Raw genomic sequence first — 23,167 nt, 5'->3', positions numbered from 1 at the left:
GATAGGCTCCTAAATAAATAACGATGACTCAAAAACCATCGTGATATAAACGCATGTAGGTGAAAAATCTTCACTGATACGCACCAGTGATAATGGGCGTGTACTTGATTTAGGTTTCCATCCACTTAAAAGCGGTATTACCTTGGCAACCAACTCGCCCGCCTGATCAATTGCTTTAGACCCATCTGATAGCTGCGAGGCTGCATGACGTTCAACAATGGTGATGTCCCATTCCTGCTTTAATGAGTTCAGGCTGCCACGGCCAACTTCATCAGCTTTACGAATACGAAGATAGTTCACATGAGCACATGGGGTGTTTTGTGAGAGTTCGGTTGTGCTGCCAATGTTGATCGGCGTATAGACTCTCTTAAACTCAGAAATTTCTTTTAACTTCTCGGCAATTTCAGCACGTACCGCAAAGAAATTACTCATCGAAAATTACCCCTTCAATTGAGTTGAGAATCTTTTGCTCTTCGTCTTCAGTAATACCCAGCCATGGACGGCGTGGTACGTTGACGCTATATGCTCTACCCATTGACTCTTGGGCAAAGTTGGAGCGTGACTTACGCACGAAACGATTACCCACTTGCCCTGTTCTTTGGTTTTGTCGAAAGAACAAGGTGCGTGAACGGGCTTCATGCTTGATCTCACCACCGAAGTGATGAATTGCGCCATAAACCACATCAGTACCAATTTCGACACCATCAGGTAGAACATTGTAGGTAACGGAATTCATCAACCGAGACGTGTCTCGTAATGTGGTACCACCCTTACGCATCACACGAATTGATAATAGCCACTTTCCTTCTAAACCCTCTCCACCTTTCCAGCGTGAACGAATCCCCTCAACAACGGTACTGCCTACCGTGTCGAATAAATCCGCTTTACGTTGTTCAAAATCTGCAAGGTTTTTAAGGATGGATAGAATTGGTGAATCACCTTCAACATCAATAGTTATCGCAACACCACTCACATTCACCTCACTTGATGCTCGGCATCAGGTCTAAAGTGGAATCACCAAACACGCCACCCGTGTAGCTGGTACCGATTGGCATGGTAGATGGCTTGTTCTTTGGTTGGTCTTCCACGATTTGGTTGGTTGCAGCATCCTGAATCTGCAAATGTGCCTTACCAGCTGCCACCAACTTAAGAAATGAAACAGCATCCTCATAGCGCTGCCGCACTTCCTCGGTTGGTTGCTGAAAATAGAGGCGATAACGTGCAATGTCACACGCCATGCGCTCTAAATTGCTAGGCACATTTGGCAACGGCAAAGCATAACGACCACCGATGTAGCCGTTAATTTCTTCTGATGCGTCCTGAATGGAATCTTGAATGGCGGTTGATGCACTTGCATGCATCAACTTCAGTTCTTGAATTTCCTGACCAAATCGTGCAACCAAATTTGCTTCAGTTGCATACATAAGACTTACTCAGCGGTTGAGCGGGTACGACGTGCAGGCTTTTCTTGAGTTTCCTCTTGATCGGCTTCCACTTCTTTAATCGCACCCATAACTAAAAGGGCCTTAGCACGTTCTGCACTAAGACCCTCGACAGTTTGTCCTGGTAGGTACTGCCCTACGGACTGCGTTGCAATGTATTTAGCCATGCGTCACTCCTTAAATCGTGATGAAGCCAGTACCACCACAAATACCATTTTTATTTGATGGTACGACCAATGGAGCCGATTCAGTCATGAGTAAAATGCCGCTTGGATCTTCTTCGTACCATTGGCGGTCAAAGTATTCCAAAGCCAAACCGTTAGCATGAATGTTTTCGATCTTACATTGCGTCACATAACCATTGGTATCTGAAATAAGCGCAAAGTAATCGACAGGGATAAAACGCTTCACCTGTGCTTTGTGGCGATACGTTGCATCGTATGTCCAGATTTCAATATCACCTAAGTAGCCTTTGAACTTCGCAGAACGTGAGGCATTTAGTCCTGGGCGATACGGCACACTGATACCCGCATACGGCTCAACAAATTTGGCTTTGAAAGCAGCGTTCTTTTCCAGTGAAGCCCATACTTTGCCTGTGGTTAGAATCATAGTGGCTTCACCACCATTTTCATCCAACATGCGTTGTGCCATGGTTTCAATGTCTTCAACAGGCGTAGCACCTGCCTGATCCCAAGCATTTGTAGGGGTAAATGCAAGTGAAGATTCACGGCCAAATGACACTACGTTTTTGGTGTAGTCATCTGACTCAAGCACAATTTGACCAGTTGTCACCAATTCAGCAGCCATCAGGATTTTACGATTATCAATCGAGTCGTGGTTGCGCTTCATGGTTTCAATCTGAGCAATCATGTATTGCTCTGCTGTGCTCAACTGATTATTACCTGTTGAGATGATGCCCGCATCACGCAAACGTGCCAATAAAGCAGTATCCCAAGCTGTTGCAGGTGTCACCTGATTTTTAGGCTTTAAGTACGCTGGCTTTACGTGGCTGACTTGAATTGCCGTATTGCGGTCAAATGGCTTACCAGGAATCTGCGGTGCAACAAGTGGTGCAATATCCGATTCAGTTTCAAGCTCAGCAATTGGCACTACATCAGTAGTGAATGATTTACGACGTGGAAATAGCTTATCTAAAAGCCATGTATCCATCGGCTCGTAGTTTGAATGAATTAACGCTAATTCATCAACGCCCAATAGCTCCAGTGGAGCACCATCAATAGAAAAACTTTGTGGCATGGTTTACACCTTCGATAATTCAATGTTGTTTTTAGATGCTTTAGCGCGTGCCGCATCGTATTTGCTTGTTGCGAGTGCGGTACCAGCAATTGATACAGCCTCAATGTTAAATACCCCACCGTTATAAACAGGGATTTCAGTACCGTTTGCAGCTGCTGCAGTTGCTTGTGCAGCTGTTAGTGTTGCACCGCAAATAACGTCCCAACTTGACTCATCGGCCGCTTGGGTTAAGACGTTTGCTGCAGACAGCGCCAGTAAGTCGCCTTCTTTGTATGCAGTAGCAGTTGTGACTTTTGCATTAACACGGCGTGTTTTACCCACATCCAAATTAAATGGACGTGATTCATGTGTAGCTGAAACAGTAGTCATGGATTACTTCCCCTTTTGCTGTGCCGCAAATGCTTTAGCACCTGCAGATAATTGATGCTCTTGATTGCCCGATGATTGCGTCCCACTTTGAGCACTCGCTTGATGTGTGAACAAGTGAGCAAATGCTGGATTTGCTAACGGTGCTTGTTGCTGCTGACCTGCAGGTGGTTGTTGTTGAGTCGATGCTGCAAATTGCTTAAGTGTTGCTGCCATCAAATCAAATGCATCATCAGGCATAGCTGCAAACTTGGTTTTTTCTTCAGCAGTAAATTCCTTGCCCAAATCTTTGGCCAAAGCATCAATGGCTGAATTACGTTTATCTGCAGCAAACTGTTTGTTTTGCTCAGTCAGAGTATTCACCTGACCTTCCAATTCTTGGATTTTCGCTTTCGCTTGTTCTAAGTCCACGTCTGTGTCCTCTTTGCTAGATTGTGTTGGGTTGTGGCTGGCTGCCACAGCGTTGGTGTTGTCATCTGCACCCAAAGCACAGAAAGACACTTCACGAATACGACCACCACGAAATACCGTGATTGGCCCTTGGTGAACTTTTCCATTGACCGTAACAGATGCATCTGCCTGAATTTCTTCTACTGATGACGGCTCAATACGAACCGACATTTGCCACGGAAAACCATCGTCAGAGTCTTGGGCAACTTCGGTACCGAACTCATTACTCATTAAGTCGCCTGAAACGACTAGGCCTTGCTGGTGATTAATGCTGTGTTCATTGATGACACCTGCACGCTGACGAGGTGAGTGATCGAGTAACGCGGGAATACGCCCCTTAATTTTCATTGAATCCAAATCAAAAATAATTCGGTCCCAATACCAGTGGTCTGTAATCACTTCACCGCTATATGCCACGCCTGTGAATGTGCGTTTTTTCTTGCCGTCTTCGGCTTGATTGACGTTCAGATCGCCAAGCCGAAAGCAATATTTGTCCTGTGTTTCCTCTACTGGCATTTTTCATGCTCCAATAAAAAACCGCCCCAAATGGAGCGGTCATATTCATATTTAATTCAGTTCAGCAAAGGCTTGAGCGTATAAATCAGTTTGCCTTTGATTGTTTCAATCGAAACCACTTCAAACGACAAGCCAAGTGGTATCAAAACCCCTTGCCCTGCATTTAGCTTTTCCAGATCAATACCTAAACCTTTGGCGTTTTGAATCTGAATCACGATGTCACCTGCAGTATCAGCCATAAGCAAAGGCGCATTGAATTGTACTGTCTGCCCGACTTGATACGCTGCCACTTGCTGAATTGTTGCAATACCTACCACGGTTGAAGCCGTATTGCTTGCCACAGCCTGAATCGCTGCCATGTCAGCACTTAGCCACCGTTTCAGCACATCATCAGCCAGTGAAGCTGCAGACGCATTTAAATACGTGCTTAGTGCCGTGTCATTGCCCTGCACATAATCAATAAACGTCCGAATCGCTGTTGGTCTGATCTTTGGATCGAGTGGAATGACTGTATCTGCAATCGTGTTGAACAAATCCCGACTCTTGTCATCCATAGGTGCAAACAAACTTGTCAGCTTTCTGGATGCTGTCCACTCAGCTTGAATGACTTGCTTTTGTTCAAGCAAGAATTCTTTATCCAGTGATGAATCAGCAATCTTTTTATCGACCAAAGATTCAAGCTCACCAAATTGCAAAGGATGTGAGGACCAGTCCAAAGACTCAGCAACATCAGGCAATTTGTCATCTGGTGTAATGCCATATTTCAATGCTTGTTTTTCGGTTAAAGCTATGCACGTGCACCTACAACGAAATCCCAATGGCGGGTAATGTGTCAGCCAAAAAGGATGGTCAAATGGCAAAACGATCTTGTCTAAAGCCAAGTGACTCGGACGCACTCGACTATCATTAATCGCTGAATACATCAAATACGGACGTTTAGCCTTGTTACGGTTTTGTTGAATCCAACGACCATGACCATAAGCGCTCTGGATATTGGTACGAAACACATTGTCCAGATAGTGCTTTGGCAAAATGATTTCAGATTCTTCAATCAGCTTCTGAAAATCTTTGAATGTACCGCCATCCGCAATGGATTTATTCACTGCCTTGATGACCGTTTCAATCTGCTCAAGACTCGACAAAAAGCTCACCGTAGTTGCCATTTGCCGTGTTTTTAAATCCAGTGAGTAGAATTCATCAGGTAGCACGATATTTTTACTGTGAGCGTACTGAAGCGCCTCAAGAAACGTGACTGGTTGCATTATCAACCTCTCCACTATAAACGCGCTTTGCGTTCAACCACATCTTGAAATATTCATCACGAATATCAAAGTAATGACCTAATTTCTTACGCTGATATATTGAGAATTCATCAAAAATCAGTCCACAATATTTGGTGCTAAACTCTTCAAACTCATCATATAAGGCCTGAATATCTTCCATCACTGTCCATCCTTCGCCATTGCATAACCAAGCACATCTGCAGCATACAAAGCCTGATCTAACTTGGCTGTAAACTCAGTTTTAGTGGCTTTTGGAATAAGCTGCATAAGATTGAATGCCAACGCCTCTGGGGTTTCCGATGTGCTTGCTAACTGCCTAATCTCAGCATCATTTAGCAGCATTAAATCATCCTGCCCATCTGTCAGTTCTTCAACTTCTTGCTGGGCATCGGATAGCTTGTTTGGCTTGGCTTTGAAGTTGAATGCCTGGCGAGGTAATGCGGTGAATTGATTAAAGGCAGTTTGGACTTGATCAACCAGATCTTCTTCTTGTAGTCCATATTCACGGATGAAATAAGCATTCGAGAAGTTTGCACCTGCATTTTTTAAATGCACATCACGTTCCGCCTTTTCAGGTTCAAGTGACTTTTCCTCGCCAAGAATAATCTGTCTGCGCTTCCAACCATTAAGATCGCACAATGCATTAATAATCGCCTGCACTGTTGGGGTAATCATCCGAATGTCCGCACGGTATTTCGCATTTTGAACTTCCAAATGCACATCACCTAAAGCACGAGAGCCTGATCCATCGGTACCGCTGGTGAGCGTCTGACCCAAAACCACCTTTTGAATACGGCGTTCCAAATTCTTGTCGAATGTTTCATACGCTTGCGAGCCATTACCTACGGCCGATGCACTATGCAGTTCTACAGAGTCCATACTTGAAATCGCTAGAACAGAAGTTGCATGTGCTTTTAGTAATGCATCCCGCATATCCTGGTTGTGGCCAGTAGATGACTTGCCCACCAACAATGGCATACCGTACTTTTCTACAAATTTTGACCAGAACTTAAAGCCATTCGTTTTAAAGAACCAAACCCAGTACAAACGACTAAGCAATGCCTCTCCATAAGGATTTTCAAACGTAGATTTACAGCGTGTTAAGAAATGCTTAAAACGCTGGTCTACTTCCTGATCCTGATGTGTGTGGTTGTAGTTCTTTAAAAGAAGCAAACTTCCATTATTCTTTGGTTCATACCATTGCAGAGGCTTTTCACCAATCCATTCAAAGCCTATGAATGGTGTGACAACATCACCTTGAATATGAAGTTTAGGGTTTTCAGGTCTGGAGTAAATTCCCTCAAGCACAGAATATCCGTACCATCGCGCGTTTTGTGCACCTAAAATGATTTCAGACCACCATTCACGAAGATGTGCATACAGAATTTCAGTTTCTATACCTTCTGCTGGCTCTAGCCGCCATGGAGCACTTTCCAATTTATCCTGTCGCTTCTCAATCGACTGATATACCTCATCGTCATACATCATGACTTTTAAGCGGTGTCGGGTAATACCTGCTTTACGCAGTACCTCATCCACATCAGGCATTTTAGTCAAATAATTGAGTAGCGCTTGTTCAGCCTCATGCACACTTAAGTTACCCGACACAGGCTTTTGACTTTCGGGATTGCGTTTTTTCTTAGCCATATTTAAAACCTTATGCCGCTGGTGGGCTGTAATTCAACATCACGACTGAATCTTCAATCGCATCAATTAAGGTATCGACTTGGTCGTCGTGCTCATGGGTCATTTGGGCGTTAAATGCCTCACACTCATCTAGAAAGGATTGCTTCCAAGTTGCATTTCGAGGCAGCATGACAAACCTGTTTTGATTTTCAGGGTAAACATCAAAGTTGTTCTCTAGGTGTGGTGCTACATCCATAAAGCGGGTCAATTTGTCCTTTTCACGTTGAACAGGAATAATTGGAATACCGCCATATTTTTGCCATGACTGTACCAATTGGGTTCCATGCGCCTTATCCTCAACTTTCATATATCGAACAGGCTTGGTTCTAAGGTCATACACCTTGTGTTTATCGATAAATGCTTTCGCTTTTTTATTCATCTCTGGCGCTTCCCATTTGCCGCGCAAAAGATCAATCAAATAAAGTTTGCCATCTACCCCCATACCAACCAAAAGAAAGACAGTGAAGTCATTTTCTTCTTTGACCTTTTGAGCGGTATCCACATATACAGCACGCCAAACCAGTTCAGGTAATTCGTGATATTCACCAAACCACTCGCCCTTGATTAGATCACCACCTAATTTCTTAGGTCGCTGCATGTATTGGCTGCTGAACGTGTAACGTGAAACTGTTGCGCCATCTTTGTCTTGGCCGCCTTTCTCCAACTGCAGCAAAGACTGCAATGATTCTTTCAATGGCCAATAGCTTTGACGCCCTTTTTCGTCTCGCTCAACGTCACGTGGTACCTTTTTTTGTATATGCTCAGGCAGTGACTGAATGTAATCATCATCAATCAAGGCGGGTATTGAAATTTGATGCCATTCGCCTGGTACGTTGCCAGTCATCACAAAGTTAGTCGGATCCTCAACGTGCAAACGCTGCATGATCAAAATAATCGGTGTAGATGACTTAGCTTTACGTGAGTTCACCGTGTTTAGAATTTTACGGTTTGCTTTATTACGTGCTGTCTTACTGAATGCATCTTCTGGTTTAAGTGGGTCATCAAGAATGATAGCCCCTGTAAACCCAAGATCAGCTAAGGTACCAGCACGACGCCCTGTAACCTGACCACCCATCGAGGCGCTATACACATGCCCCGCCTCATAGCCATCTACTGTGGTTTTCCATGATGCCTTTGCATCGGTACTGGTTGAAATTTTGACTGGCCATAAGGCTTGAAAGTCTGGTGACTTCACGATATTTCGAGCTGTGGCCGAAACATCCTCAACCAAAGACTGTGAAAATGATAAATACAGAAAGCGTGAACGCTGGTTACGCCCAATCCCCCGTGCAATCAGGTTGGTAAGTAATTCAGTTTTACCACTGCCTGGTGGTACGTTAATCACAAGGTTGGGAATTTCACCACTGATAACTTTATCAAGCGCATCAGCAATATATTCATGGTGCCAATTCACCAAGAATTTAAACCCCATACGTGGCAGGAAAAATGCCCGAGTAAAAAATAAATGCTCATCTTCACATTTGATTCTTTTTGCTTTTAATTTGACTGGGTCAATATTCGCTCTCGAGTTCATTTATCGCCTGCCTTACCTGCTCATCAGTGGCAGTAACAACTACTGTATTTTCGTTCTGAATCGGTCCACCACCTGCGCCTGTGATTTCTTGTTTATTTGTAAACTGCCCACCGCAGTCTTTAGCAGCCTGTTCAAGAATCTTGAGTGACATCACTGTGTTCTTTGCATTGCGCTCTAATTGCTTCTGATACTGCTTTAAGCGGTAATGCTTGTTTGCAATCGGGATATCAATTAAGCCAGCATCAAAATCGGCGCGGGTTTTATGAAACAGCTCGACGAATTTTTTTGATAGGTTTTTGCCTGCCGCTTTGGTTGGGTCATACGAAGCGACCTGAACACGATCTATGGAAATTTTAAATTCTTGTTTAACGAGCTCAGCAACTTCTTGGGGCGTATCACGACAAGCAAGAGACTGAACTATAAAGATTTTTACAGGCTCTTTAAGTGTTGCCATAAACACCCCTTCGTATAACAACGTATAACAAAGCAGGCAAAAAAATTTAAGCCAACTTCAATAAACACGTACCACATGCTTGAGCAATTTTTGCCTTGCCGATTGTTGGGCCATCATTTGCAAGATCCACCATTTTTTGAACGTCTGGTGATGCACCGTAACGCTGAACGACACCGTGAAATTCTTCTACATCATGCGGTCGCAAATAATATTTATACTCACCTGTAGACGGGCTGATTTGGTAATTACCATCTTCATCTTTTTTAGCACCCACGTGATACAGCTCATGTTCGATCAACGCACAAAAATCAGTATCACTGGCATTGTGTGCAAACCATGCATCAATCGTGATGATGAAATTCGGTACACAACCAAACCAGTCAATCATCTGTTTTTCTTGACGCATCTTTCGCCAGCCGCCCGCCATCGGCGCAAACTTTTCAGTCTGACCTAAAACAACTTTTTCAGATTTTTTAAACCCACTTGATGCCCATAGCACCATAAATAAATCATCATCCCATGGCGATATGTGCATGTGATCAGGGTTGTGTAGCTCGCCATCCTCATCAATGAATGTTTTTAAAATCCATTCCTTTAGCTCATGTGCAGGCTCAAACCCCACTGGTTCTTCAGGATCAAGATCAAGTAAGCTTTGAGGCGGCATCGGTCGTTTCACAGCAATACATTCCGTAAGTTTCTAATACGATCTTTCAAGCGGCGCATGATGCCGTCAATCGCTAGCATCTCTGCCCGCGTCAATCCCGATCTACTGAGATTCTGATACTTAGACAGCTCAGCACTGCAAAATTCTAAGTCTTGTTTCGCCTGTACTTTGTCTGTCATAAGAAAATCCTTATTTATGACCTAATCGACGCGCATTCAGCCGACGTTTCTTTTGACTAATACGATTTGGTTTTGATTTATATTTTGATGGCTGTGTTAAGCGCATAATTCTTGATAGCGCACTCAGGCTTTCACCTGCGCGGTTCAATTCATTTCCAAAAGCTATTGTACCCAGCGAGGCAAGAGCTATACCCAAACCCATTCGACCCATTCGCATATTCACCACCAATAAGAAAAGAAAAACCCCGCCAATAATGCATATTGAGCAGGGTCTTATGTGCCGTAATACGTTCGGCAAAATGCCACCGAAGTGGCGAGGGTCACTTCGTTTTACCACACTTGCGACATTCAACTTGAATAAAAATATCCGACTCGTAGTCGTAATCGTGAATACAAAACAATCGTTTTAAAAATTGGAGCATGTTTTCTCCACACATAAAAAAACCCACATTTGGGGAAATGCGGGTATAAAACTAAGAACTACAGAACGCTCTGAATAAAGTGTATGACACTGTTTAACCAAATTATATGCCGTTCATCGGAATATGGCACGCCATGCAGGACTTGAACCCGCAACCAATGCAATAGAAGTGCAATGCTCTATCCAATTGAGCTAATGGCGCTAGAAATGGCGGCATTCAATTTAAACCACTACGATTAAAGGGAATCCGCCATAAAAAAAGCCCGCTCTGGGTGTAGTGCGGGCTATAAACTAAGAACCTTGATCGTAACTATCAGTCTTTCCTGATCGTCATTTGCTTTCGCTTATTAAGCTAGATAGCCATAATATGACCATCTTATAAAAACTATAGCTTAAATTCCGTTTAAATGGAATCTTCAGGTCCGCAATTCTTTGTAAGTATTTTTTTTATACATTTCAATTGCCTTAGATGCCTCATCTATCGCTGATTCTATAGCGATTTCCATCATTGCTTCATACGGTTTCCAAGTTTTTCGATAATTATCAACCGTCATCTGGTGGCAATTAATACCCGCATAATACAAACGCCCCTGTGCTGTGAAATTAGCCTCAAGCTGAGGATCCAATGCAAAGTCTATGACCATACGCGCAATCAGGTACGCCATGTGATTTATTGTGATGTGTTCAGGTTCGCGCTTTTTATCTGCCATGGCGTTTTTAAGCATGATATTTACCAGATGCCCACGAACATATTCGTAATCACTCTCGCATTTACCATCAAATACAATCAAAGCCGTAACTGACTTGGCTAACTGTGTCTCCATAGATGCAATAGCACCCAAGCGATCTTCATAATTCAAAGGCTTCTCTCCAGTGCCACGCACATTAGGTTCAAAATTTGGCGACTTAGCCGTAATGCCATGAGTCAGCCATTCAAATTGTTCAAACTTTTCCGCCACTGCTGCATTCATCCCTTCACCAACCCTTCAATCTGTTTAATCGCAAAACCGCTCGTCACTTGCTCTGTGCTGAACCGTAAAACCTGAAAACCCAACATTGTTGCCGCGTTATATTTTTCCATGTCCCCTATGTAGCCCTTGCCCCTTGTGTGACGCCCACCGCTCCAAATACCGCCTTCAACTTCGATCAGCAGCTTCGTATTCTTGATATGAAAATCTGCCCGCCATTTACGTGATGTGTGAAATTTAAATTCCTGCACAAATTCGATTTTTAACGCTCTGAGCTGCTGGATCAGTGCAGCTTCTCCCTTGCTCACAATCTTCTGCTTAGGACGCGCCGTAGACTTCGCTTTTGGCTTTTGCTTGGGCTTGATTAAGCGGTTATATTCCGCAATGCTTAATCGCATGCTGTTCACCCAATTCTCGAATCCTGCCAATTACACTCCACCACCGTAAGCCCATCATGCTGGAAGCGCGACCAAAGTCGATCGCCTAAATTTTTATTCAACTCGTCCGTAGTGAAATTTGAAATCACGATCGTAGGTTTTTTCGCGTCATAGCGGGAATACAAAACCTTGTGAACCAGTTTCAAGCGATTCTCGTGTTGGTCGTGTAAGCCGTACTCATCCACGATCAGCAAATCATATTCGGTGAATCGGTAAATCTCCGTAGATTCGCTGCTGTCAGGTTGTGTCCAAGCGTTGGCGATACTGTTGGCCATGTCCTCACTGGTGATGTACCGAGCAAATCCACCAAGGTGCAAAATATTCCGAATCATGGCGCATGCAAGATGGGTTTTCCCTGTGCCTGTGCGTCCTGTCATGATCATGTTGCCTGCTTGTCCCTTCACAAAATCCCCAGAGAATTTTTTGCATTGACCAACGGCGTACTGCTGCGCTTGTGTGTTGGCAACGTAGTTTTTAAAACCACAGCTTGCATGCCGAGCAGGAATCATGGCTGCGTTTACGCGTTTCTTGCGGGTACTCTCAAGCAATTCCTGAGCGTGTTCAGCTTCCGATTTTCGTAAAAATTCACGTGCACAGGTTTTGCATGTATCACGTCCCAAAACTTTCACCATCCGCTCATTGTGGATCTGGCAAAACATTTCGGATGGCTCAGGTTTAAATCCTGTCAGGTTGTTTGAAAATGCGTTCATACCCAATTCTCATCCCAATCTTGTTGACTCACACCTGGTGGTGGTTCGTTTGGATCGTAATCTTCTGACACGGGCTCCTGCTTTGGGATTTCACCCCATGCGTCGTTGACGTTTCGAGACACCGTCTTTTGCTGTGATTTCCCCGATTTGGTGGGTCTAGGAATTTTTTGTTTGTTGAATTCCTGAATCAACCACGTAGCAAACTTTCGAGTTTTTTGGTTTTCAGTGAGTGTGGTTTTGTTTTCCCAATGTGCATTGAAATTCCCAAGTTGAAATTCATAATCAGGTAATTCAAGAACTGATTCGGCTTGCTCACCGACACTGGTCCGTATCACGGTAAGTAAAAACTCTCGGTCTGGATTCCAAGCTTCAGGTTCCGAAAATTTTTCCTGCGCGTTAGTGTGTGTATTAATTATTGGTTCTTGGTTATTGGTTAATGGTTTATGGTTGGTTGAAGGGTCGTTTAACGGCTGTTCAACGTCCGTTGAACACTCGTTAGATTCCTCTTGAACAGGCGTATTATTTTCCTTATTCGGACTATTAACAGATGGTGCTTTTCTGTTGGAACGCTTTTCAGCAGATGCACGACCTGCCTTGGACTGTTGTTCCTTTTTCGCATGATATTCAGCTATTTCACGCTCACAACGTGATTGAACGTATGTGTTGTCCACTAATTCAAAGAATTCACTTAATACAAACCGCAAAGCAGTCTTTTCTTCATCAGTACGACACAATAAACGGCGTGCCAATCGCTCAAAATCACTCGCATCAATGGCTTTTTCGCTATCGTAGTACATCTCAATTAAGTCACGGTACAACGCCCGTTCAACGAGCGTTAAATAGCGTGTAGCATTATTGAAGTCACCAATGTGGTGTTGGTAATAGTTCATTTCATCACCTGTTCCCCAAACACGCTTAAGTGTTCAGTTAATATTGGCTTCACATACCCACCAAATGCTTCAACTTTTTCAGCCTTCACCAAGCTTGCTACAATATCTGCAGCTAACCATTGTGTGATGCGAAAACGTCTGGCCATTACCTCACCAAACTCATTCTTGGTAATAGCGGCATTGTTTTCGTCATAGCCTTTTGAGCGTAGGTTTCTTTGGTTACGCTCATATAGCTCCTGCAGAATTTTTAGGCTTGGTTCGTAAAATGACTGCACTTGCTGCAGCTGCTTGTAATCAGGTGGATTATTAAAGTGACTCATGGCACTTCTCCCTGGGCATTCAATGCTCGTGCATAATGTATTTCCACATCACTCACAAACAACGCCACGGTATGTTCTGGTTTGTCTTCCCAATAACAGTCAGCACAAATAAAACCATCATTGTTTTCTGTACGGCTGACCATGCTGTCCGATCCGCAGTAATCACATTGCGGCACTAAGATTAAGCAGCTGCTGCACTGCTCTTCTTTAAATTCCGTGCATTTGCCCTGACATGGGTGTTTTGGTAAAGTATTTGTGTTCATAAAGAATTTCCCTCTGAATTGAACGCAAAAGCCTGATCCCTAACAATCAGGCTTTTTTATTCCTCAATACATTTGTGTACCTGAGCATTTAGCTCAGCCAATATTTCATGCAATTTATGGATGACTTTGGATAAATCGACTGCTTCACCACGTGTGATGCGTCCGTCAGCCATCATTTCTTTAAATAGCGTGTAAACATCACCACCACTCATTCCAAAGCTCAGCACAAGATCAGTTAACGCCGTATCACGGCATTCAGGGATTTGTGGCAAATCAATAGCAACCTTGCCCAGTTGCGCATTCATACTTTGCAAAATGCGGTAATCATTGGTGATGACCATTATTTTTATGGCTTCTACCAGCGTAATGTGGTGCGTATCCGTGTTCGGATTAACTTTGCTGTTGAGCACGGCTGGGCTTTTAATGCCGAGTCTAGGTGCTAACGCCGTTGCGCCACCTGGATAATCGTGGACAGTGTGATAAGCCGCATCGATGATGTTCATTGAAAGTCCTTTTGAACGTGTTATTAGATAACGGCTTCTTTACTATTTTGAGTAGAACGTACATACGCCCAATTAATGTCAGGACGTAGTTGCTCAGCTCGAACTTTTCCTTTCGTAAATTTCTCAATTGGAAGACAGCGATCTTCTGGGATTTTATCGAAATTCCATTTACTTAAAGCCCAAGGCGTTATATCCAAATTTCGAGCTAAAGCAGATTTACTGCCTGCGATTTTGATTGCTTTTTCAAAAGCGTCTTTTGGAGATGACATAATGCTACCAATAAAACTACTTAAAGTAGAAGATAATATACTACCAAAAATAGAATTGGTGCAACCTAAAATACGGGTTAATATTCTACCTAGCGTAGAAAATGAGAAGGTTTGTAAGGTGCAAACAGCCAAATACCAAGAATTTGCTTCACGGCTTAATAGCCTTATGCAAAAAGAAGGCTCACCAATAAAAAACGTAAACCAATTAAAAGATGCTATTCATGTCACTTATGAAATGGCACGACGCTATACGCTTGGAATTGCAAAACCTCGTGAAGAGAAAATGCAAATACTGGCTAAAAAATTTAATGTAGATATTAGTTATTTGGATCATGGCTCAGGTATCGAACCCAACGTCACTGCTCCCTTTCCTCTTACTGGTCGATTGGTACCTGTCATCTCTTGGGTACAAGCTGGATCGTGGACCACAGTAGAATCTGTACCTGCAGGTACGCAGTTTGAAGAATGGCTGCCACCTAACCCGAAATGCGGCAAGAACGGATACGGGTTGACCGTAGTTGGTGAGTCGATGCTTCCAGACTTCCGCCCTGCAGACAAAATTTATGTAAATCCTGACTTTCAAACAAATGATTTAAAAACAGGTGATTTAGTCATCGTCTCTTGCGAAGGTGATTTAGAGGCAACTTTTAAAAAGCTGATTGTTGAAAGCGGCAGTATGTATTTGCAACCGCTTAACCCAGACTGGCCTGAAAAAACGATTCCATTGGTGGATGGATGTAAGTTGGTGGGTAAGGTTGTTGGGTTGTATCGGGATGTTTGAAATTTAAATATAATTCTAGTTCACTAATTAAGCTATTTAAAACCGTTTGAGGATATCGTAGGGGAATCAGAGAGTGAATATTACCAAATTGACTAATATTAATGTACAAAACTTTCGAGCTTTAAAAGATGTAAATATTACTCTTGGTTCTGATATAACAGTCATTTGTGGTAAAAATGGTACAGCTAAATCAACTATTTTAGGTCTAATAGCACAAATTTTTAGTTTTGAAATGAATTATGCTACTGGAGAAGAATTAAAATATATAAATGCTGAAGGACTCAAAGTAGATTATAGAACTTTAACTGGAAAACGGTTTACTTCACAATTTAAAGAACATTTTAGATTTTCAAAAAAGTTTGATGTTGCTGGTAGTATGCAATGTAGTTACCACCTTTATGATGGTTTACTAGATAAAAATATTGATACTTTAAACCTTACAATGACGAATACCGAAGGACGTGATTTCCGAACAACTGTGCGAGGGAACCTAACAACAGATTTTACAGCAAACACCAGTAGAAATGTTACACACCCTGTGATTTACCAAAGTTTAAAACGACTTATCCCACTTGCTGAAAGAACCAAGTATGATAAAAATGATATTGAATATTTAAATAAAAATAAATCTCTTTTTATTACTATCAGTAATAAGATACTAGGAAAAAGAAATAGTAGCTCTTTAACCGCAACTTCAGGAACATTAGATTCAGCAGTTGCACATGGTGAAAACTACGATCATGAATCTGTTTCAGTTGGTGAAGATAATTGCGGACAATTAGTTTTGTCTTTAATGTCCTTTAAGAAACTTAAAGATGACCTTGGTGAGAAGTATAGCGGTGGTATTCTGTTAATTGATGAGGTGGATGCTGGTTTTTTCCCTGCAGCTCAAAAAAATCTAATTGAAACATTAATGACATATGCGAAAGAATTAGATTTACAAATTATCATGACATCTCACTCACCAATAATTATAGAAGAAGTGAAAAAGCGATCACTATACAAAGGTGCCAATGAAAAATATAAAGTTATTTACCTGTCAAATGCACATGGTTCTATCAAGGTTTATGATGATTACAGTTGGGATAACATTAATGCAGATTTAAATATTGAAACTCTGCCAGAAAAACAAAAGGCTAAGTTACCAAAAATTAATGTATATTTTGAAGATAAAGAGGCTTCCGATTTTTTCGCTGCTCTTGTAACTTCAAGACATCTCAATTCGTTCTTAAATAAATTTGATAATATTACGAATGGTAGTAACTTTTATATTTCCTTGATGGATAAAAAAATTCCAGAATTTACCACGAAAAGTATTGTTGTTTTAGATGCAGATGTAAGAAATACAAATAAATATAAAAATGTTCTGAAACTGCCAGGTGGTCTCCCGCCCGATCAATTAATCTTTGATTTTTTGTTTCGCTTACCAGCGAATGATAGTTATTGGACTAATTCAATTCAATTCACCAAAGAGATTTTCCTAAGTGATGCATCTGATATTTTAGATAGATTAAAGTTAAAAGATGAACCTAGTTCAGGTTATGATTTGCCACAATTATTAGCAGCAGATATCCAAGCTGGAAATAAAAAAATTCGAGATCTTTTTAAAGGTTTTTATAATTCTAGCAACTTGCAAAGAATGATCAAAAAAGCTGAAACAAATCCTTTTAGATATTATCTTAAGCACAATCCTAACATCTCAAGCACATTCCTAACTGATCTTGAAGAGAAATTGACTTTCGTGTTAACTGAAGGTTATGCATTAAATTTGGCATATGTTAAAGTAGAATTGGGTCATAACACGTAATTTTCGTAAAATGTTGATGAACTTTTAAATGCCTATTTTTTACACTCCCCTCCGCTATCCAGGTGGTAAAGGTAAATTTGCTCCGTTTGTAAAAGATCTTATGGAGCTTAACAACCTTACTGGAGACTATCTCGAGCCTTATGCGGGAGGGGCTGGTGTTGCTTTAGACTTATTGTTTGGTAACCACTGCCAAAATATTCATATCAATGATTTTGATTTGGCAATCTTTAATTTTTGGAAGTCAGTTACAGAAGATACTGAAAATTTTCTAAAACTTCTAACAGACACTAATGTCACAATTGATGAGTGGCAAAAACAAAAAAATATCCTTGCTACTCCAAACGAGCATACTGCTCTCGAACACGGCTTTTCTGCTTTCTTTTTGAACCGTACCAATCGCTCTGGCATATTAAAAGGTGGTGTAATTGGCGGGAAAAATCAGGATGGCAATTACAAGCTTGATGCTCGCTTTCACAAAGAAAATTTATCAAAACGAATTGAAAAAATTGGTCGTTATAAAGACCGCATAAAAGTTTACAATGAAGACGCTTTATCATTACTTCAAAACGTTGACAATCTATTGCCTCAAGGCTCTCTAATTTATTTAGATCCACCCTACTATGTTAAAGGGCAAGGATTATATCGAAATTTTTATGTCCATGAAGATCATGTTCAAATTAGAAAAGCTTTAGATAGTGTACAGACAAAGTGGATTGTGTCATACGATAATTGTGCTGAAATTAAAGAAATTTATTCAGGATATACACAAGAAGACTATGAGTTGAATTACAGTGCTTATTATAAAATGAAAGGTGCTGAAGTGATGATTTATTGTGATGACTTACAGCCTTTAAAAGTTCAGTCAAAGCAACTAAGTTTTGCCGATTAATCTTTACCCCATGGTGGGTTTTATTTTAAATAAAACCCAAGTGCAAACAGTAACACCCCAGGCAACATACACAAGAAACCCGCAGCTCGCGCATCTGCGTAAGTATGAAATTTTTTATGTAGAATATGAGAGCCAAAAATTATCCCAATACAAGCGAGCATAAACCCAACAATAATCAAAAGATGACACCATTTCCCCCAAAATGCTCTGATTTTATATCGCTGCATATTTTTTAACATTTAGTTTATAATTTTAGATGCAATAACAACAAGACAAAACTATGAAAAAAACAACCATAACCACCCTACTCCTTGCCTTTATCATCACTGGCTGTCAAAAGCAGCCAGCTGCCCTACCTGAAGAAGAACGTGCAGCGATAACAAAGCAGTTTGAAGAATCGGATGAAAAAATTAACGGCTATTTTGATTTATTGGAAAATCCAGGCACTTCACAAGATGTACGCAAACAAATCCTTTGCAAAGACTGGCCAAATGTCTATTACAAACAGTACGTCCCTGCTTTAAAGCAACTGTCACCAGAATATACCGATGAAGAATTAAGTCAGGCACTCGATAGAGCCGTGGACTACTACAAAGAAAAATACGGGATTAATTGCAACCTGTAAAAGTTAAATCAAGCCTCTGCAGGAGTGGTTTTAGGTGTTACAGTCAAATTTAAACCCAACGCATGTACCACTTTTAGGACAGTATCAAAATTGGGTACAACCTCACCAGATAACGAGCGATATAATGACTCACGCCCTAATCCTGTATCTTTAGCGAGTTGTGTCATACCACGGGCACGTGCGATCGTTCCCAGTGCTTTGGCAATAAAAGCTGCGTCATCACCTGCTTCTTCAATACAGGCCTGTAAGTAGGCTTGCATATCCTCTTCAGTTTCTAGGTACTCGGCACTGTCCCATTTTGTTGCAACTAAATCAGCTGGATCAATCATGGTGTCTCTCCTTTAATTCCAAATAGGCTGCAGCAAGTTGTACGGCTTTTTTAATATCGTCCTGCTGACTGGTTTTATCGCCACCAATAAGCAGCAAAACAATACTTTCATTTTCCTGCAAATAGTACACACGGTACCCATCGCCAAAGAAAAACCGCATTTCACACACAGGGTGCTCTACCGTCTTTACATCACCAAAGTGCCCTGTTTCCTCTAAACGATCAAGTCGAACTTGTATCCGAGCTTTGGCCTGTGAATCCTTAAGTTTTTTAAACCATCTATCAAAAGGTGGTAGTTTTTTAATCTGCATCACAGTATATCTGTAGCTTTTATAAAATTGTATCTTTTAAGATACACGAAAGCAAGGTTAAACTTTATTTGAGATTAACTGTAATCCTTAAAGTAAAACTACTGTCACATCTACTGATTATTATCTAATCAAGGTCAATCGCACTCCTGACCTGTAATAACGAAGCAGCGCAAACTACCCCACCATTGCCTATCATGGTGGGTTTTTCTTATCTAATTTATTGATTTATAATCATAACCCGCTCTAAAAATATAGTAACCAAAACTTATATGCAAACAGACGCTTTCTTGCCTCAAAATTTACGTGACGACTTTCTTATTAGATTACTTTTCAATACAGCAGATGGATTTGAGTATGCGGGGATTCGTAAGGCTTATTTGGACTTTAATCGCACATTAAAAATTAATGATAGAGATTTGCATCCAAGTAATAAGATTAAATGTGAAGATTTTTTAAAAAGCCAACTGCTTGTACTTATTTCAAAAGAGCTTGAATCACAGGAAGATTTCGATTCACTACACCAAAAATTATGTGATTCCTTAATTGGTACTTGGAGCGTCTTAACTTATGGCCAGGCGCAAAAATGGATAAATATGACACTGAAATACTGGCTGGTATTAGGTGAACACAGAATTAAAAATATTGAAAAAAATGCACGTTTTTTTCATATTCCTATAGATAGTTATGTTCAGAAAGGCTGGTTTCAGGAAAAGAAACCTAAAGCTTGGAGCAAAATCAACAACTATGATGACTACATGGAATATCAAAAGAAGCACAGGGCAAGCGCTGATCCTAAAAGCCATCCTCTCCTTGAGGAATTTAAATTTTTTAATAACTATCGCCCTTAAAACACCAACCCACCCTGCGGTGGGTTTTTAATTTAGCAAAAATAACCCACTAAAATTATTGTATGATCCTAGATGCGTAAAAATTTTATTCATACAGGCGATACCTGCTTTAATCGCATTGACTGCTGTATTTTAGGAATTTAACAAAAACTACAACTGCGAACCCGACGCAGTCCTTTAAAACAGATCGGGTGGAGGAAATAATATGGCTTCTATTGAAGAAAAACGCTTAGCTTTAGATATGGCCGAGAAGATTATAAAGCAACGACAAGTGTGCCAAAACTCAACCCATCTTAGAGATAATAGCCAATCTGGACTTGTTAGCTACTGGAAAGAACTTTATCTTGAGTGTCTAAAAGTCATTAAGGAATCAGATTAATTTTGAAACCTTTTGATCAGGTTTTCCTCATCAATCTTAGTATGTTTCTTTTTGTCAAAAACAAAGGATTCAGCAACATGTATGTACTCTTGTATTAATGCATGGTCATTCATACCAGTAGATACGTAAGTTTGATATAAATTTGCTCGAAATTCTTCTCTAGTCATCTTGTAAACTCCAAACAACCCACCCCAGCGGTGGGTTTTCTTTTGTCTACTATAAAACAAAAAACAACTAAAAGTAGAATTATTTTCTACAAAGTATTGACTTTAATTCTACTTAAAGTAGTATTTATTTCACTAGGCACAAAAAAGCACCCCGACCTTCGACCTTCTGGGTGCTCTGCATATAGCGAGATAAGTATGAAACAAAACACATCCCATAGCAAGTTAGTCGCAATGTTGATACAGCGCCAAAATAAAAAGCGCCTATCACTTCGCTTCAAAAAAATCCTTTCCGATGCTGCGGCATCTGCAGTATTAGCTGCATGCATTTTCGGTTTTATGGCCATGAGTTTAAAGGCTTGTGACGCTGAATACGAAAATCAGATCAATGCAACCAAGGCACATTTGGAGGCTACACGATAATGAACGCAATCAATTTACAAAGCGCTGAAAACGCTCGCCAAGAATGGCTTGAGTCTCGTCGTTTAGGCATTGGTGGTTCTGATGTGGCGGCAATCCTTGGTTTGAGCAAATACAAATCACCTTATCAATTGTGGCTTGATAAAACTTCACGGTCTGAACTTGAAGATTCTCAATCCGAGGCTGCTTACTGGGGCAATACTTTGGAAGACATTGTTGCCAAAGAATACGCAAAACGCCACGGTGTAAAAGTTCAACGTGTCAATAAAACACTAGAGCATGAAGTCCATCATTGGGCACGCGCCAATATCGACCGTGCAATCATTAATCCTGAAATTGCAGGTAATGTGCGCATCAAAAATGGAAAGCTGACCACAGACCGAATCCTTGAGTGCAAGACTGCAAACCAATACTTGGCAAAACTTTGGGGTGATGAGCAAACCGAATCGGTACCTGATTATTACCTGACTCAATGCCAGTGGTACATGGGCATTACAGGTGCATCGTTGTGTGATCTAGGTGTGTTAATCGGTGGTCAAAAGTTCCGTACCTATCAAATTGCTTTTGATCCTGAATTATTTGAAATGCTTATTGAACAATGTTCTGAATTTTGGCATGAGCATGTGCTAGCGGATGTACCACCTGCACCAACCACGTTTGATGATGTCTTGCACCGCTGGTCAAAACATAATCCTGATCAGGCTGTGGAAGCTGATAGCGAGTTGGCGCAGATCATCACTGAATACAAAGAACTCAACAGCACTATCAAAGAAGCAAGTGGCGAACTTGATGCATTAAAGCTGCAGATCTGCACACGAATGGAAGATGCAGAAATGATTATTGCTGAAGAAAAGCGTTTGGCCACATTCAAATATCAGGAACGCAACACGTTGGACAGCAAAGCTTTAAAGGCTGCACATCCTGAGATTTATGAGCAATTTTTAAAGACCTCTAGCACTCGTGTGCTGCGCGTGTCTTAAACCAATAACTAAAGTATAGGAATTTAAATATGACCAACATCACCACAACTCAAAATACTGCAGTGAACTTTTTAACGCCTACAACACTGCAAGAAGCAATGCAGATTGCTGACCTTTTAGCGGGTTCTGACATTGTTCCAAAGGATTATCAGCGCAAGCCAGGCAACATTCTTGTTGCTATGCAATGGGGTGCTGAAATTGGATTGCAGCCACTTCAAGCAATGCAAAACATTGCTGTAATTAATGGTCGCCCATCTATCTGGGGTGATGCAATGCTTGCTTTGGTGCGTGGCTCAGGCTTACTTGACTTCATCCGTGAAGAACTTTCAGAAGATGGTACCAAGGCGATTTGCACTGTAAAGCGAAAAGGCGAAGAGCCAACCGTTTCAGAATTCAGTATGGAGGATGCTAAAAAAGCAGGCTTATCAGGTAAGCAAGGACCTTGGACACAGTATCCAAAGCGCATGATGAAGTTACGCGCACGCTCTTATGCTTTGCGTGATGTCTTCCCTGACGTGCTCAAAGGTATGGCAATTGCTGAGGAAGAAAAGGATAAGGAAATTGATATTACCCCTGCTGCGGTTACACCTGAAACAAGCACAGCAAAAGCCAATAGTGGTTCGTCAGCATTAAAAGCACGCATGGCTAAGAAGCAGGCGGTTGAGTCTGTTGCTACTGAAATTGACTTAACACCATATTACCAGCGCATTGATAACGCAACGTCACTTGATGATTTGAAGCAGGTCGGTGCTGATATTGCGGCACTTAATTTGGGTGAGCCTGCCAAATCTGAAATTGGTGAGGCATACAAAGCCAAGCACAAAGAGCTTAAAGAAGCTCAGATGTTCCCTGCTGAATCTGTGAATGCTGTCATTGATGAAATCAACAACGCAAGCGACTTGGATACGTTGAATACAGTCATGGCGACCCGTTTTGAACCATTTACAGCGAAAATGACTGAACAGCAAATTGCTCAAATTAATTCAGCGTATGAAGCGCAAGAGGCTGCTCTCACGCCTTAAC

The 23,167-nt window shown here is 41.4% G+C and carries 34 protein-coding genes and 1 tRNA gene; 9 read left to right on the top strand and 26 right to left on the bottom strand.

The window, feature by feature from the left end:
• Window positions 1–9: 9 nt before the first annotated feature.
• From F947_RS06825 to F947_RS06715, 23 genes are all read right to left on the bottom strand, one after another.
• Window positions 10–432: a phage tail terminator protein gene (locus F947_RS06825; RefSeq protein WP_004973669.1), complete on the bottom strand. Its 423-nt coding sequence runs from the start codon at window positions 430–432 to the stop codon at window positions 10–12.
• Window positions 425–973 (bottom strand): phage virion morphogenesis family protein, encoded by a 549-nt coding sequence (locus tag F947_RS06820; RefSeq protein WP_004973666.1) that lies wholly within the window; start codon window positions 971–973, stop codon window positions 425–427. The genes F947_RS06825 and F947_RS06820 overlap by 8 nt, the downstream gene beginning before the upstream one ends.
• Window positions 974–980: 7 nt before the next feature.
• Complete coding sequence (locus tag F947_RS06815; RefSeq protein ID WP_004973662.1) at window positions 981–1,424, bottom strand: gp436 family protein; 444 nt, start codon at window positions 1,422–1,424, stop codon at window positions 981–983.
• 5 nt (window positions 1,425–1,429) lie between these two features.
• A complete protein-coding gene (locus F947_RS06810; protein WP_004973660.1) occupies window positions 1,430–1,609 on the bottom strand; it encodes a hypothetical protein in 180 nt (59 codons plus the stop codon).
• Window positions 1,610–1,619: 10 nt separating this feature from the next.
• Window positions 1,620–2,699 (bottom strand): major capsid protein, encoded by a 1,080-nt coding sequence (locus tag F947_RS06805; protein WP_004973658.1) that lies wholly within the window; start codon window positions 2,697–2,699, stop codon window positions 1,620–1,622.
• 3 nt (window positions 2,700–2,702) lie between these two features.
• A complete protein-coding gene (locus F947_RS06800) occupies window positions 2,703–3,068 on the bottom strand; it encodes a hypothetical protein (RefSeq protein ID WP_004973656.1) in 366 nt (121 codons plus the stop codon).
• Between the two features lie 3 nt (window positions 3,069–3,071).
• Entirely contained in the window at window positions 3,072–4,031 is a 960-nt protein-coding gene (locus F947_RS06795) for a hypothetical protein (RefSeq protein WP_004973654.1), read from the bottom strand.
• Between the two features lie 56 nt (window positions 4,032–4,087).
• Complete coding sequence (locus F947_RS06790; protein WP_004973652.1) at window positions 4,088–5,293, bottom strand: phage head morphogenesis protein; 1,206 nt, start codon at window positions 5,291–5,293, stop codon at window positions 4,088–4,090.
• Window positions 5,271–5,474 carry a hypothetical protein gene (locus F947_RS06785; RefSeq protein ID WP_004973650.1) on the bottom strand — a complete coding sequence of 68 codons (204 nt, stop codon included), beginning with the start codon at window positions 5,472–5,474 and terminating at the stop codon, window positions 5,271–5,273. Before F947_RS06785 ends, F947_RS06790 begins: the two co-directional genes overlap by 23 nt.
• The gene (locus F947_RS06780) at window positions 5,474–6,961 is read right to left on the bottom strand and encodes a phage portal protein family protein (protein WP_004973648.1); all 1,488 of its coding nucleotides are present in this window, start codon (window positions 6,959–6,961) and stop codon (window positions 5,474–5,476) included. Before F947_RS06780 ends, F947_RS06785 begins: the two co-directional genes overlap by 1 nt.
• 10 nt (window positions 6,962–6,971) lie before the next feature.
• Window positions 6,972–8,534, bottom strand: coding sequence for a phage terminase large subunit (gene terL / locus F947_RS06775; RefSeq protein ID WP_004973646.1), 1,563 nt, complete (start codon window positions 8,532–8,534; stop codon window positions 6,972–6,974).
• Entirely contained in the window at window positions 8,512–8,988 is a 477-nt protein-coding gene (locus tag F947_RS06770; protein WP_004973644.1) for a DUF2280 domain-containing protein, read from the bottom strand. Before F947_RS06770 ends, terL begins: the two co-directional genes overlap by 23 nt.
• A gap of 46 nt (window positions 8,989–9,034) precedes the next feature.
• On the bottom strand, window positions 9,035–9,664 hold the full coding sequence (locus F947_RS06765) for a putative metallopeptidase (RefSeq protein WP_026438383.1): 630 nt from the start codon (window positions 9,662–9,664) through the stop codon (window positions 9,035–9,037).
• A 177-nt stretch (window positions 9,665–9,841) separates the two neighbouring features.
• Window positions 9,842–10,042, bottom strand: coding sequence for a hypothetical protein (locus F947_RS06760; RefSeq protein WP_228619193.1), 201 nt, complete (start codon window positions 10,040–10,042; stop codon window positions 9,842–9,844).
• Between the two features lie 335 nt (window positions 10,043–10,377).
• A tRNA-Arg gene (locus F947_RS06755) sits at window positions 10,378–10,454 on the bottom strand.
• Window positions 10,455–10,668: 214 nt separating this feature from the next.
• Window positions 10,669–11,223 carry a hypothetical protein gene (locus tag F947_RS06750; protein ID WP_004973638.1) on the bottom strand — a complete coding sequence of 185 codons (555 nt, stop codon included), beginning with the start codon at window positions 11,221–11,223 and terminating at the stop codon, window positions 10,669–10,671.
• Window positions 11,220–11,618 carry a DUF559 domain-containing protein gene (locus tag F947_RS06745; RefSeq protein ID WP_004973636.1) on the bottom strand — a complete coding sequence of 133 codons (399 nt, stop codon included), beginning with the start codon at window positions 11,616–11,618 and terminating at the stop codon, window positions 11,220–11,222. The genes F947_RS06750 and F947_RS06745 overlap by 4 nt, the downstream gene beginning before the upstream one ends.
• A 5-nt stretch (window positions 11,619–11,623) precedes the next feature.
• Window positions 11,624–12,367, bottom strand: coding sequence for an ATP-binding protein (locus F947_RS06740; protein ID WP_004973635.1), 744 nt, complete (start codon window positions 12,365–12,367; stop codon window positions 11,624–11,626).
• Window positions 12,364–13,257: a YdaU family protein gene (locus tag F947_RS06735; protein ID WP_004973632.1), complete on the bottom strand. Its 894-nt coding sequence runs from the start codon at window positions 13,255–13,257 to the stop codon at window positions 12,364–12,366. The genes F947_RS06740 and F947_RS06735 overlap by 4 nt, the downstream gene beginning before the upstream one ends.
• Entirely contained in the window at window positions 13,254–13,577 is a 324-nt protein-coding gene (locus F947_RS06730) for a hypothetical protein (RefSeq protein WP_004973631.1), read from the bottom strand. Before F947_RS06730 ends, F947_RS06735 begins: the two co-directional genes overlap by 4 nt.
• A complete protein-coding gene (locus F947_RS06725; protein ID WP_004973629.1) occupies window positions 13,574–13,840 on the bottom strand; it encodes a hypothetical protein in 267 nt (88 codons plus the stop codon). The genes F947_RS06730 and F947_RS06725 overlap by 4 nt, the downstream gene beginning before the upstream one ends.
• A 56-nt stretch (window positions 13,841–13,896) precedes the next feature.
• Window positions 13,897–14,343 (bottom strand): phage regulatory CII family protein, encoded by a 447-nt coding sequence (locus tag F947_RS06720; RefSeq protein ID WP_004973627.1) that lies wholly within the window; start codon window positions 14,341–14,343, stop codon window positions 13,897–13,899.
• Between the two features lie 23 nt (window positions 14,344–14,366).
• Window positions 14,367–14,612: a transcriptional regulator gene (locus F947_RS06715; RefSeq protein ID WP_004973626.1), complete on the bottom strand. Its 246-nt coding sequence runs from the start codon at window positions 14,610–14,612 to the stop codon at window positions 14,367–14,369.
• 1 nt (window position 14,613) lies between these two features.
• Between F947_RS06715 and F947_RS06710 the strand changes: the two genes are divergently transcribed.
• The 4 genes from F947_RS06710 to F947_RS06690 all read left to right on the top strand — a co-directional run bounded on the left by F947_RS06710 (window position 14,614) and on the right by F947_RS06690 (window position 18,714).
• Window positions 14,614–15,393: a LexA family protein gene (locus F947_RS06710; protein WP_004973622.1), complete on the top strand. Its 780-nt coding sequence runs from the start codon at window positions 14,614–14,616 to the stop codon at window positions 15,391–15,393.
• A gap of 73 nt (window positions 15,394–15,466) precedes the next feature.
• A complete protein-coding gene (locus tag F947_RS06705) occupies window positions 15,467–17,200 on the top strand; it encodes an AAA family ATPase (RefSeq protein WP_004973620.1) in 1,734 nt (577 codons plus the stop codon).
• Window positions 17,201–17,228: 28 nt separating this feature from the next.
• A complete protein-coding gene (locus F947_RS06700) occupies window positions 17,229–18,089 on the top strand; it encodes a DNA adenine methylase (RefSeq protein WP_004973616.1) in 861 nt (286 codons plus the stop codon).
• Window positions 18,090–18,369: 280 nt separating this feature from the next.
• Window positions 18,370–18,714, top strand: coding sequence for a hypothetical protein (locus tag F947_RS06690; protein ID WP_004973613.1), 345 nt, complete (start codon window positions 18,370–18,372; stop codon window positions 18,712–18,714).
• Between the two features lie 8 nt (window positions 18,715–18,722).
• On the opposite strand, the gene F947_RS06685 is transcribed toward F947_RS06690, so the two are convergent.
• Both F947_RS06685 and F947_RS06680 read right to left on the bottom strand, forming a co-directional pair.
• Window positions 18,723–19,043: an addiction module antidote protein gene (locus F947_RS06685; protein WP_004973611.1), complete on the bottom strand. Its 321-nt coding sequence runs from the start codon at window positions 19,041–19,043 to the stop codon at window positions 18,723–18,725.
• A complete protein-coding gene (locus tag F947_RS06680; protein WP_004973609.1) occupies window positions 19,036–19,353 on the bottom strand; it encodes a type II toxin-antitoxin system RelE/ParE family toxin in 318 nt (105 codons plus the stop codon). The genes F947_RS06685 and F947_RS06680 overlap by 8 nt, the downstream gene beginning before the upstream one ends.
• Before the next feature lie 269 nt (window positions 19,354–19,622).
• Here F947_RS06680 and F947_RS14050 point away from each other — a divergent pair, with 269 nt between their 5' ends.
• A complete protein-coding gene (locus F947_RS14050; RefSeq protein WP_004973606.1) occupies window positions 19,623–20,201 on the top strand; it encodes a hypothetical protein in 579 nt (192 codons plus the stop codon).
• Window positions 20,202–20,406: 205 nt separating this feature from the next.
• Window positions 20,407–20,580, top strand: a complete 174-nt coding sequence (locus F947_RS14710) for a hypothetical protein (protein ID WP_004973602.1) — start codon at window positions 20,407–20,409, stop codon at window positions 20,578–20,580.
• Here the strand turns inward: F947_RS14710 and F947_RS14705 are convergent.
• Window positions 20,577–20,747, bottom strand: a complete 171-nt coding sequence (locus F947_RS14705; protein WP_004973601.1) for a hypothetical protein — start codon at window positions 20,745–20,747, stop codon at window positions 20,577–20,579. The two genes, F947_RS14710 and F947_RS14705, sit on opposite strands and share 4 nt — an antisense overlap.
• A gap of 195 nt (window positions 20,748–20,942) precedes the next feature.
• Here F947_RS14705 and F947_RS06670 point away from each other — a divergent pair, with 195 nt between their 5' ends.
• From F947_RS06670 to F947_RS06660, 3 genes are read left to right on the top strand one after another with little or no spacing between them, the layout of a single operon-like run.
• The gene (locus tag F947_RS06670) at window positions 20,943–21,167 is read left to right on the top strand and encodes a hypothetical protein (protein WP_004973600.1); all 225 of its coding nucleotides are present in this window, start codon (window positions 20,943–20,945) and stop codon (window positions 21,165–21,167) included.
• Complete coding sequence (locus F947_RS06665) at window positions 21,167–22,144, top strand: YqaJ viral recombinase family nuclease (protein ID WP_004973599.1); 978 nt, start codon at window positions 21,167–21,169, stop codon at window positions 22,142–22,144. Before F947_RS06670 ends, F947_RS06665 begins: the two co-directional genes overlap by 1 nt.
• Before the next feature lie 29 nt (window positions 22,145–22,173).
• Window positions 22,174–23,166: a recombinase RecT gene (locus F947_RS06660; RefSeq protein WP_004973597.1), complete on the top strand. Its 993-nt coding sequence runs from the start codon at window positions 22,174–22,176 to the stop codon at window positions 23,164–23,166.
• Window position 23,167: the final 1 nt, after the last annotated feature.

This window comes from Acinetobacter towneri DSM 14962 = CIP 107472 (genome assembly GCF_000368785.1).
In the GTDB taxonomy this organism is placed as follows: domain Bacteria; phylum Pseudomonadota; class Gammaproteobacteria; order Pseudomonadales; family Moraxellaceae; genus Acinetobacter; species Acinetobacter towneri.
The sequence above is the reverse complement of the archived record's forward strand: the minus strand, read 5'-3'. Positions and strand labels throughout refer to the sequence as shown.

Coding starts and splice junctions, on each gene's coding strand:
- F947_RS06825 (WP_004973669.1), bottom strand. CDS start 432: ATGAGTAATTTCTTTGCGGTACGTGCTGAAATTGCCGAGAAGTTAAAA.
- F947_RS06815 (WP_004973662.1), bottom strand. CDS start 1,424: ATGTATGCAACTGAAGCAAATTTGGTTGCACGATTTGGTCAGGAAATT.
- F947_RS06810 (WP_004973660.1), bottom strand. CDS start 1,609: ATGGCTAAATACATTGCAACGCAGTCCGTAGGGCAGTACCTACCAGGA.
- F947_RS06805 (WP_004973658.1), bottom strand. CDS start 2,699: ATGCCACAAAGTTTTTCTATTGATGGTGCTCCACTGGAGCTATTGGGC.
- F947_RS06800 (WP_004973656.1), bottom strand. CDS start 3,068: ATGACTACTGTTTCAGCTACACATGAATCACGTCCATTTAATTTGGAT.
- F947_RS06795 (WP_004973654.1), bottom strand. CDS start 4,031: ATGCCAGTAGAGGAAACACAGGACAAATATTGCTTTCGGCTTGGCGAT.
- F947_RS06790 (WP_004973652.1), bottom strand. CDS start 5,293: ATGCAACCAGTCACGTTTCTTGAGGCGCTTCAGTACGCTCACAGTAAA.
- F947_RS06785 (WP_004973650.1), bottom strand. CDS start 5,474: ATGGAAGATATTCAGGCCTTATATGATGAGTTTGAAGAGTTTAGCACC.
- F947_RS06780 (WP_004973648.1), bottom strand. CDS start 6,961: ATGGCTAAGAAAAAACGCAATCCCGAAAGTCAAAAGCCTGTGTCGGGT.
- terL (WP_004973646.1), bottom strand. CDS start 8,534: ATGAACTCGAGAGCGAATATTGACCCAGTCAAATTAAAAGCAAAAAGA.
- F947_RS06770 (WP_004973644.1), bottom strand. CDS start 8,988: ATGGCAACACTTAAAGAGCCTGTAAAAATCTTTATAGTTCAGTCTCTT.
- F947_RS06760 (WP_228619193.1), bottom strand. CDS start 10,042: ATGGGTCGAATGGGTTTGGGTATAGCTCTTGCCTCGCTGGGTACAATA.
- F947_RS06750 (WP_004973638.1), bottom strand. CDS start 11,223: ATGAATGCAGCAGTGGCGGAAAAGTTTGAACAATTTGAATGGCTGACT.
- F947_RS06745 (WP_004973636.1), bottom strand. CDS start 11,618: ATGCGATTAAGCATTGCGGAATATAACCGCTTAATCAAGCCCAAGCAA.
- F947_RS06740 (WP_004973635.1), bottom strand. CDS start 12,367: ATGAACGCATTTTCAAACAACCTGACAGGATTTAAACCTGAGCCATCC.
- F947_RS06735 (WP_004973632.1), bottom strand. CDS start 13,257: ATGAACTATTACCAACACCACATTGGTGACTTCAATAATGCTACACGC.
- F947_RS06730 (WP_004973631.1), bottom strand. CDS start 13,577: ATGAGTCACTTTAATAATCCACCTGATTACAAGCAGCTGCAGCAAGTG.
- F947_RS06725 (WP_004973629.1), bottom strand. CDS start 13,840: ATGAACACAAATACTTTACCAAAACACCCATGTCAGGGCAAATGCACG.
- F947_RS06720 (WP_004973627.1), bottom strand. CDS start 14,343: ATGAACATCATCGATGCGGCTTATCACACTGTCCACGATTATCCAGGT.
- F947_RS06715 (WP_004973626.1), bottom strand. CDS start 14,612: ATGTCATCTCCAAAAGACGCTTTTGAAAAAGCAATCAAAATCGCAGGC.
- F947_RS06710 (WP_004973622.1), top strand. CDS start 14,614: ATGCTACCAATAAAACTACTTAAAGTAGAAGATAATATACTACCAAAA.
- F947_RS06700 (WP_004973616.1), top strand. CDS start 17,229: ATGCCTATTTTTTACACTCCCCTCCGCTATCCAGGTGGTAAAGGTAAA.
- F947_RS06690 (WP_004973613.1), top strand. CDS start 18,370: ATGAAAAAAACAACCATAACCACCCTACTCCTTGCCTTTATCATCACT.
- F947_RS06685 (WP_004973611.1), bottom strand. CDS start 19,043: ATGATTGATCCAGCTGATTTAGTTGCAACAAAATGGGACAGTGCCGAG.
- F947_RS06680 (WP_004973609.1), bottom strand. CDS start 19,353: ATGCAGATTAAAAAACTACCACCTTTTGATAGATGGTTTAAAAAACTT.
- F947_RS14050 (WP_004973606.1), top strand. CDS start 19,623: ATGCAAACAGACGCTTTCTTGCCTCAAAATTTACGTGACGACTTTCTT.
- F947_RS14710 (WP_004973602.1), top strand. CDS start 20,407: ATGGCTTCTATTGAAGAAAAACGCTTAGCTTTAGATATGGCCGAGAAG.
- F947_RS14705 (WP_004973601.1), bottom strand. CDS start 20,747: ATGACTAGAGAAGAATTTCGAGCAAATTTATATCAAACTTACGTATCT.
- F947_RS06670 (WP_004973600.1), top strand. CDS start 20,943: ATGAAACAAAACACATCCCATAGCAAGTTAGTCGCAATGTTGATACAG.
- F947_RS06665 (WP_004973599.1), top strand. CDS start 21,167: ATGAACGCAATCAATTTACAAAGCGCTGAAAACGCTCGCCAAGAATGG.
- F947_RS06660 (WP_004973597.1), top strand. CDS start 22,174: ATGACCAACATCACCACAACTCAAAATACTGCAGTGAACTTTTTAACG.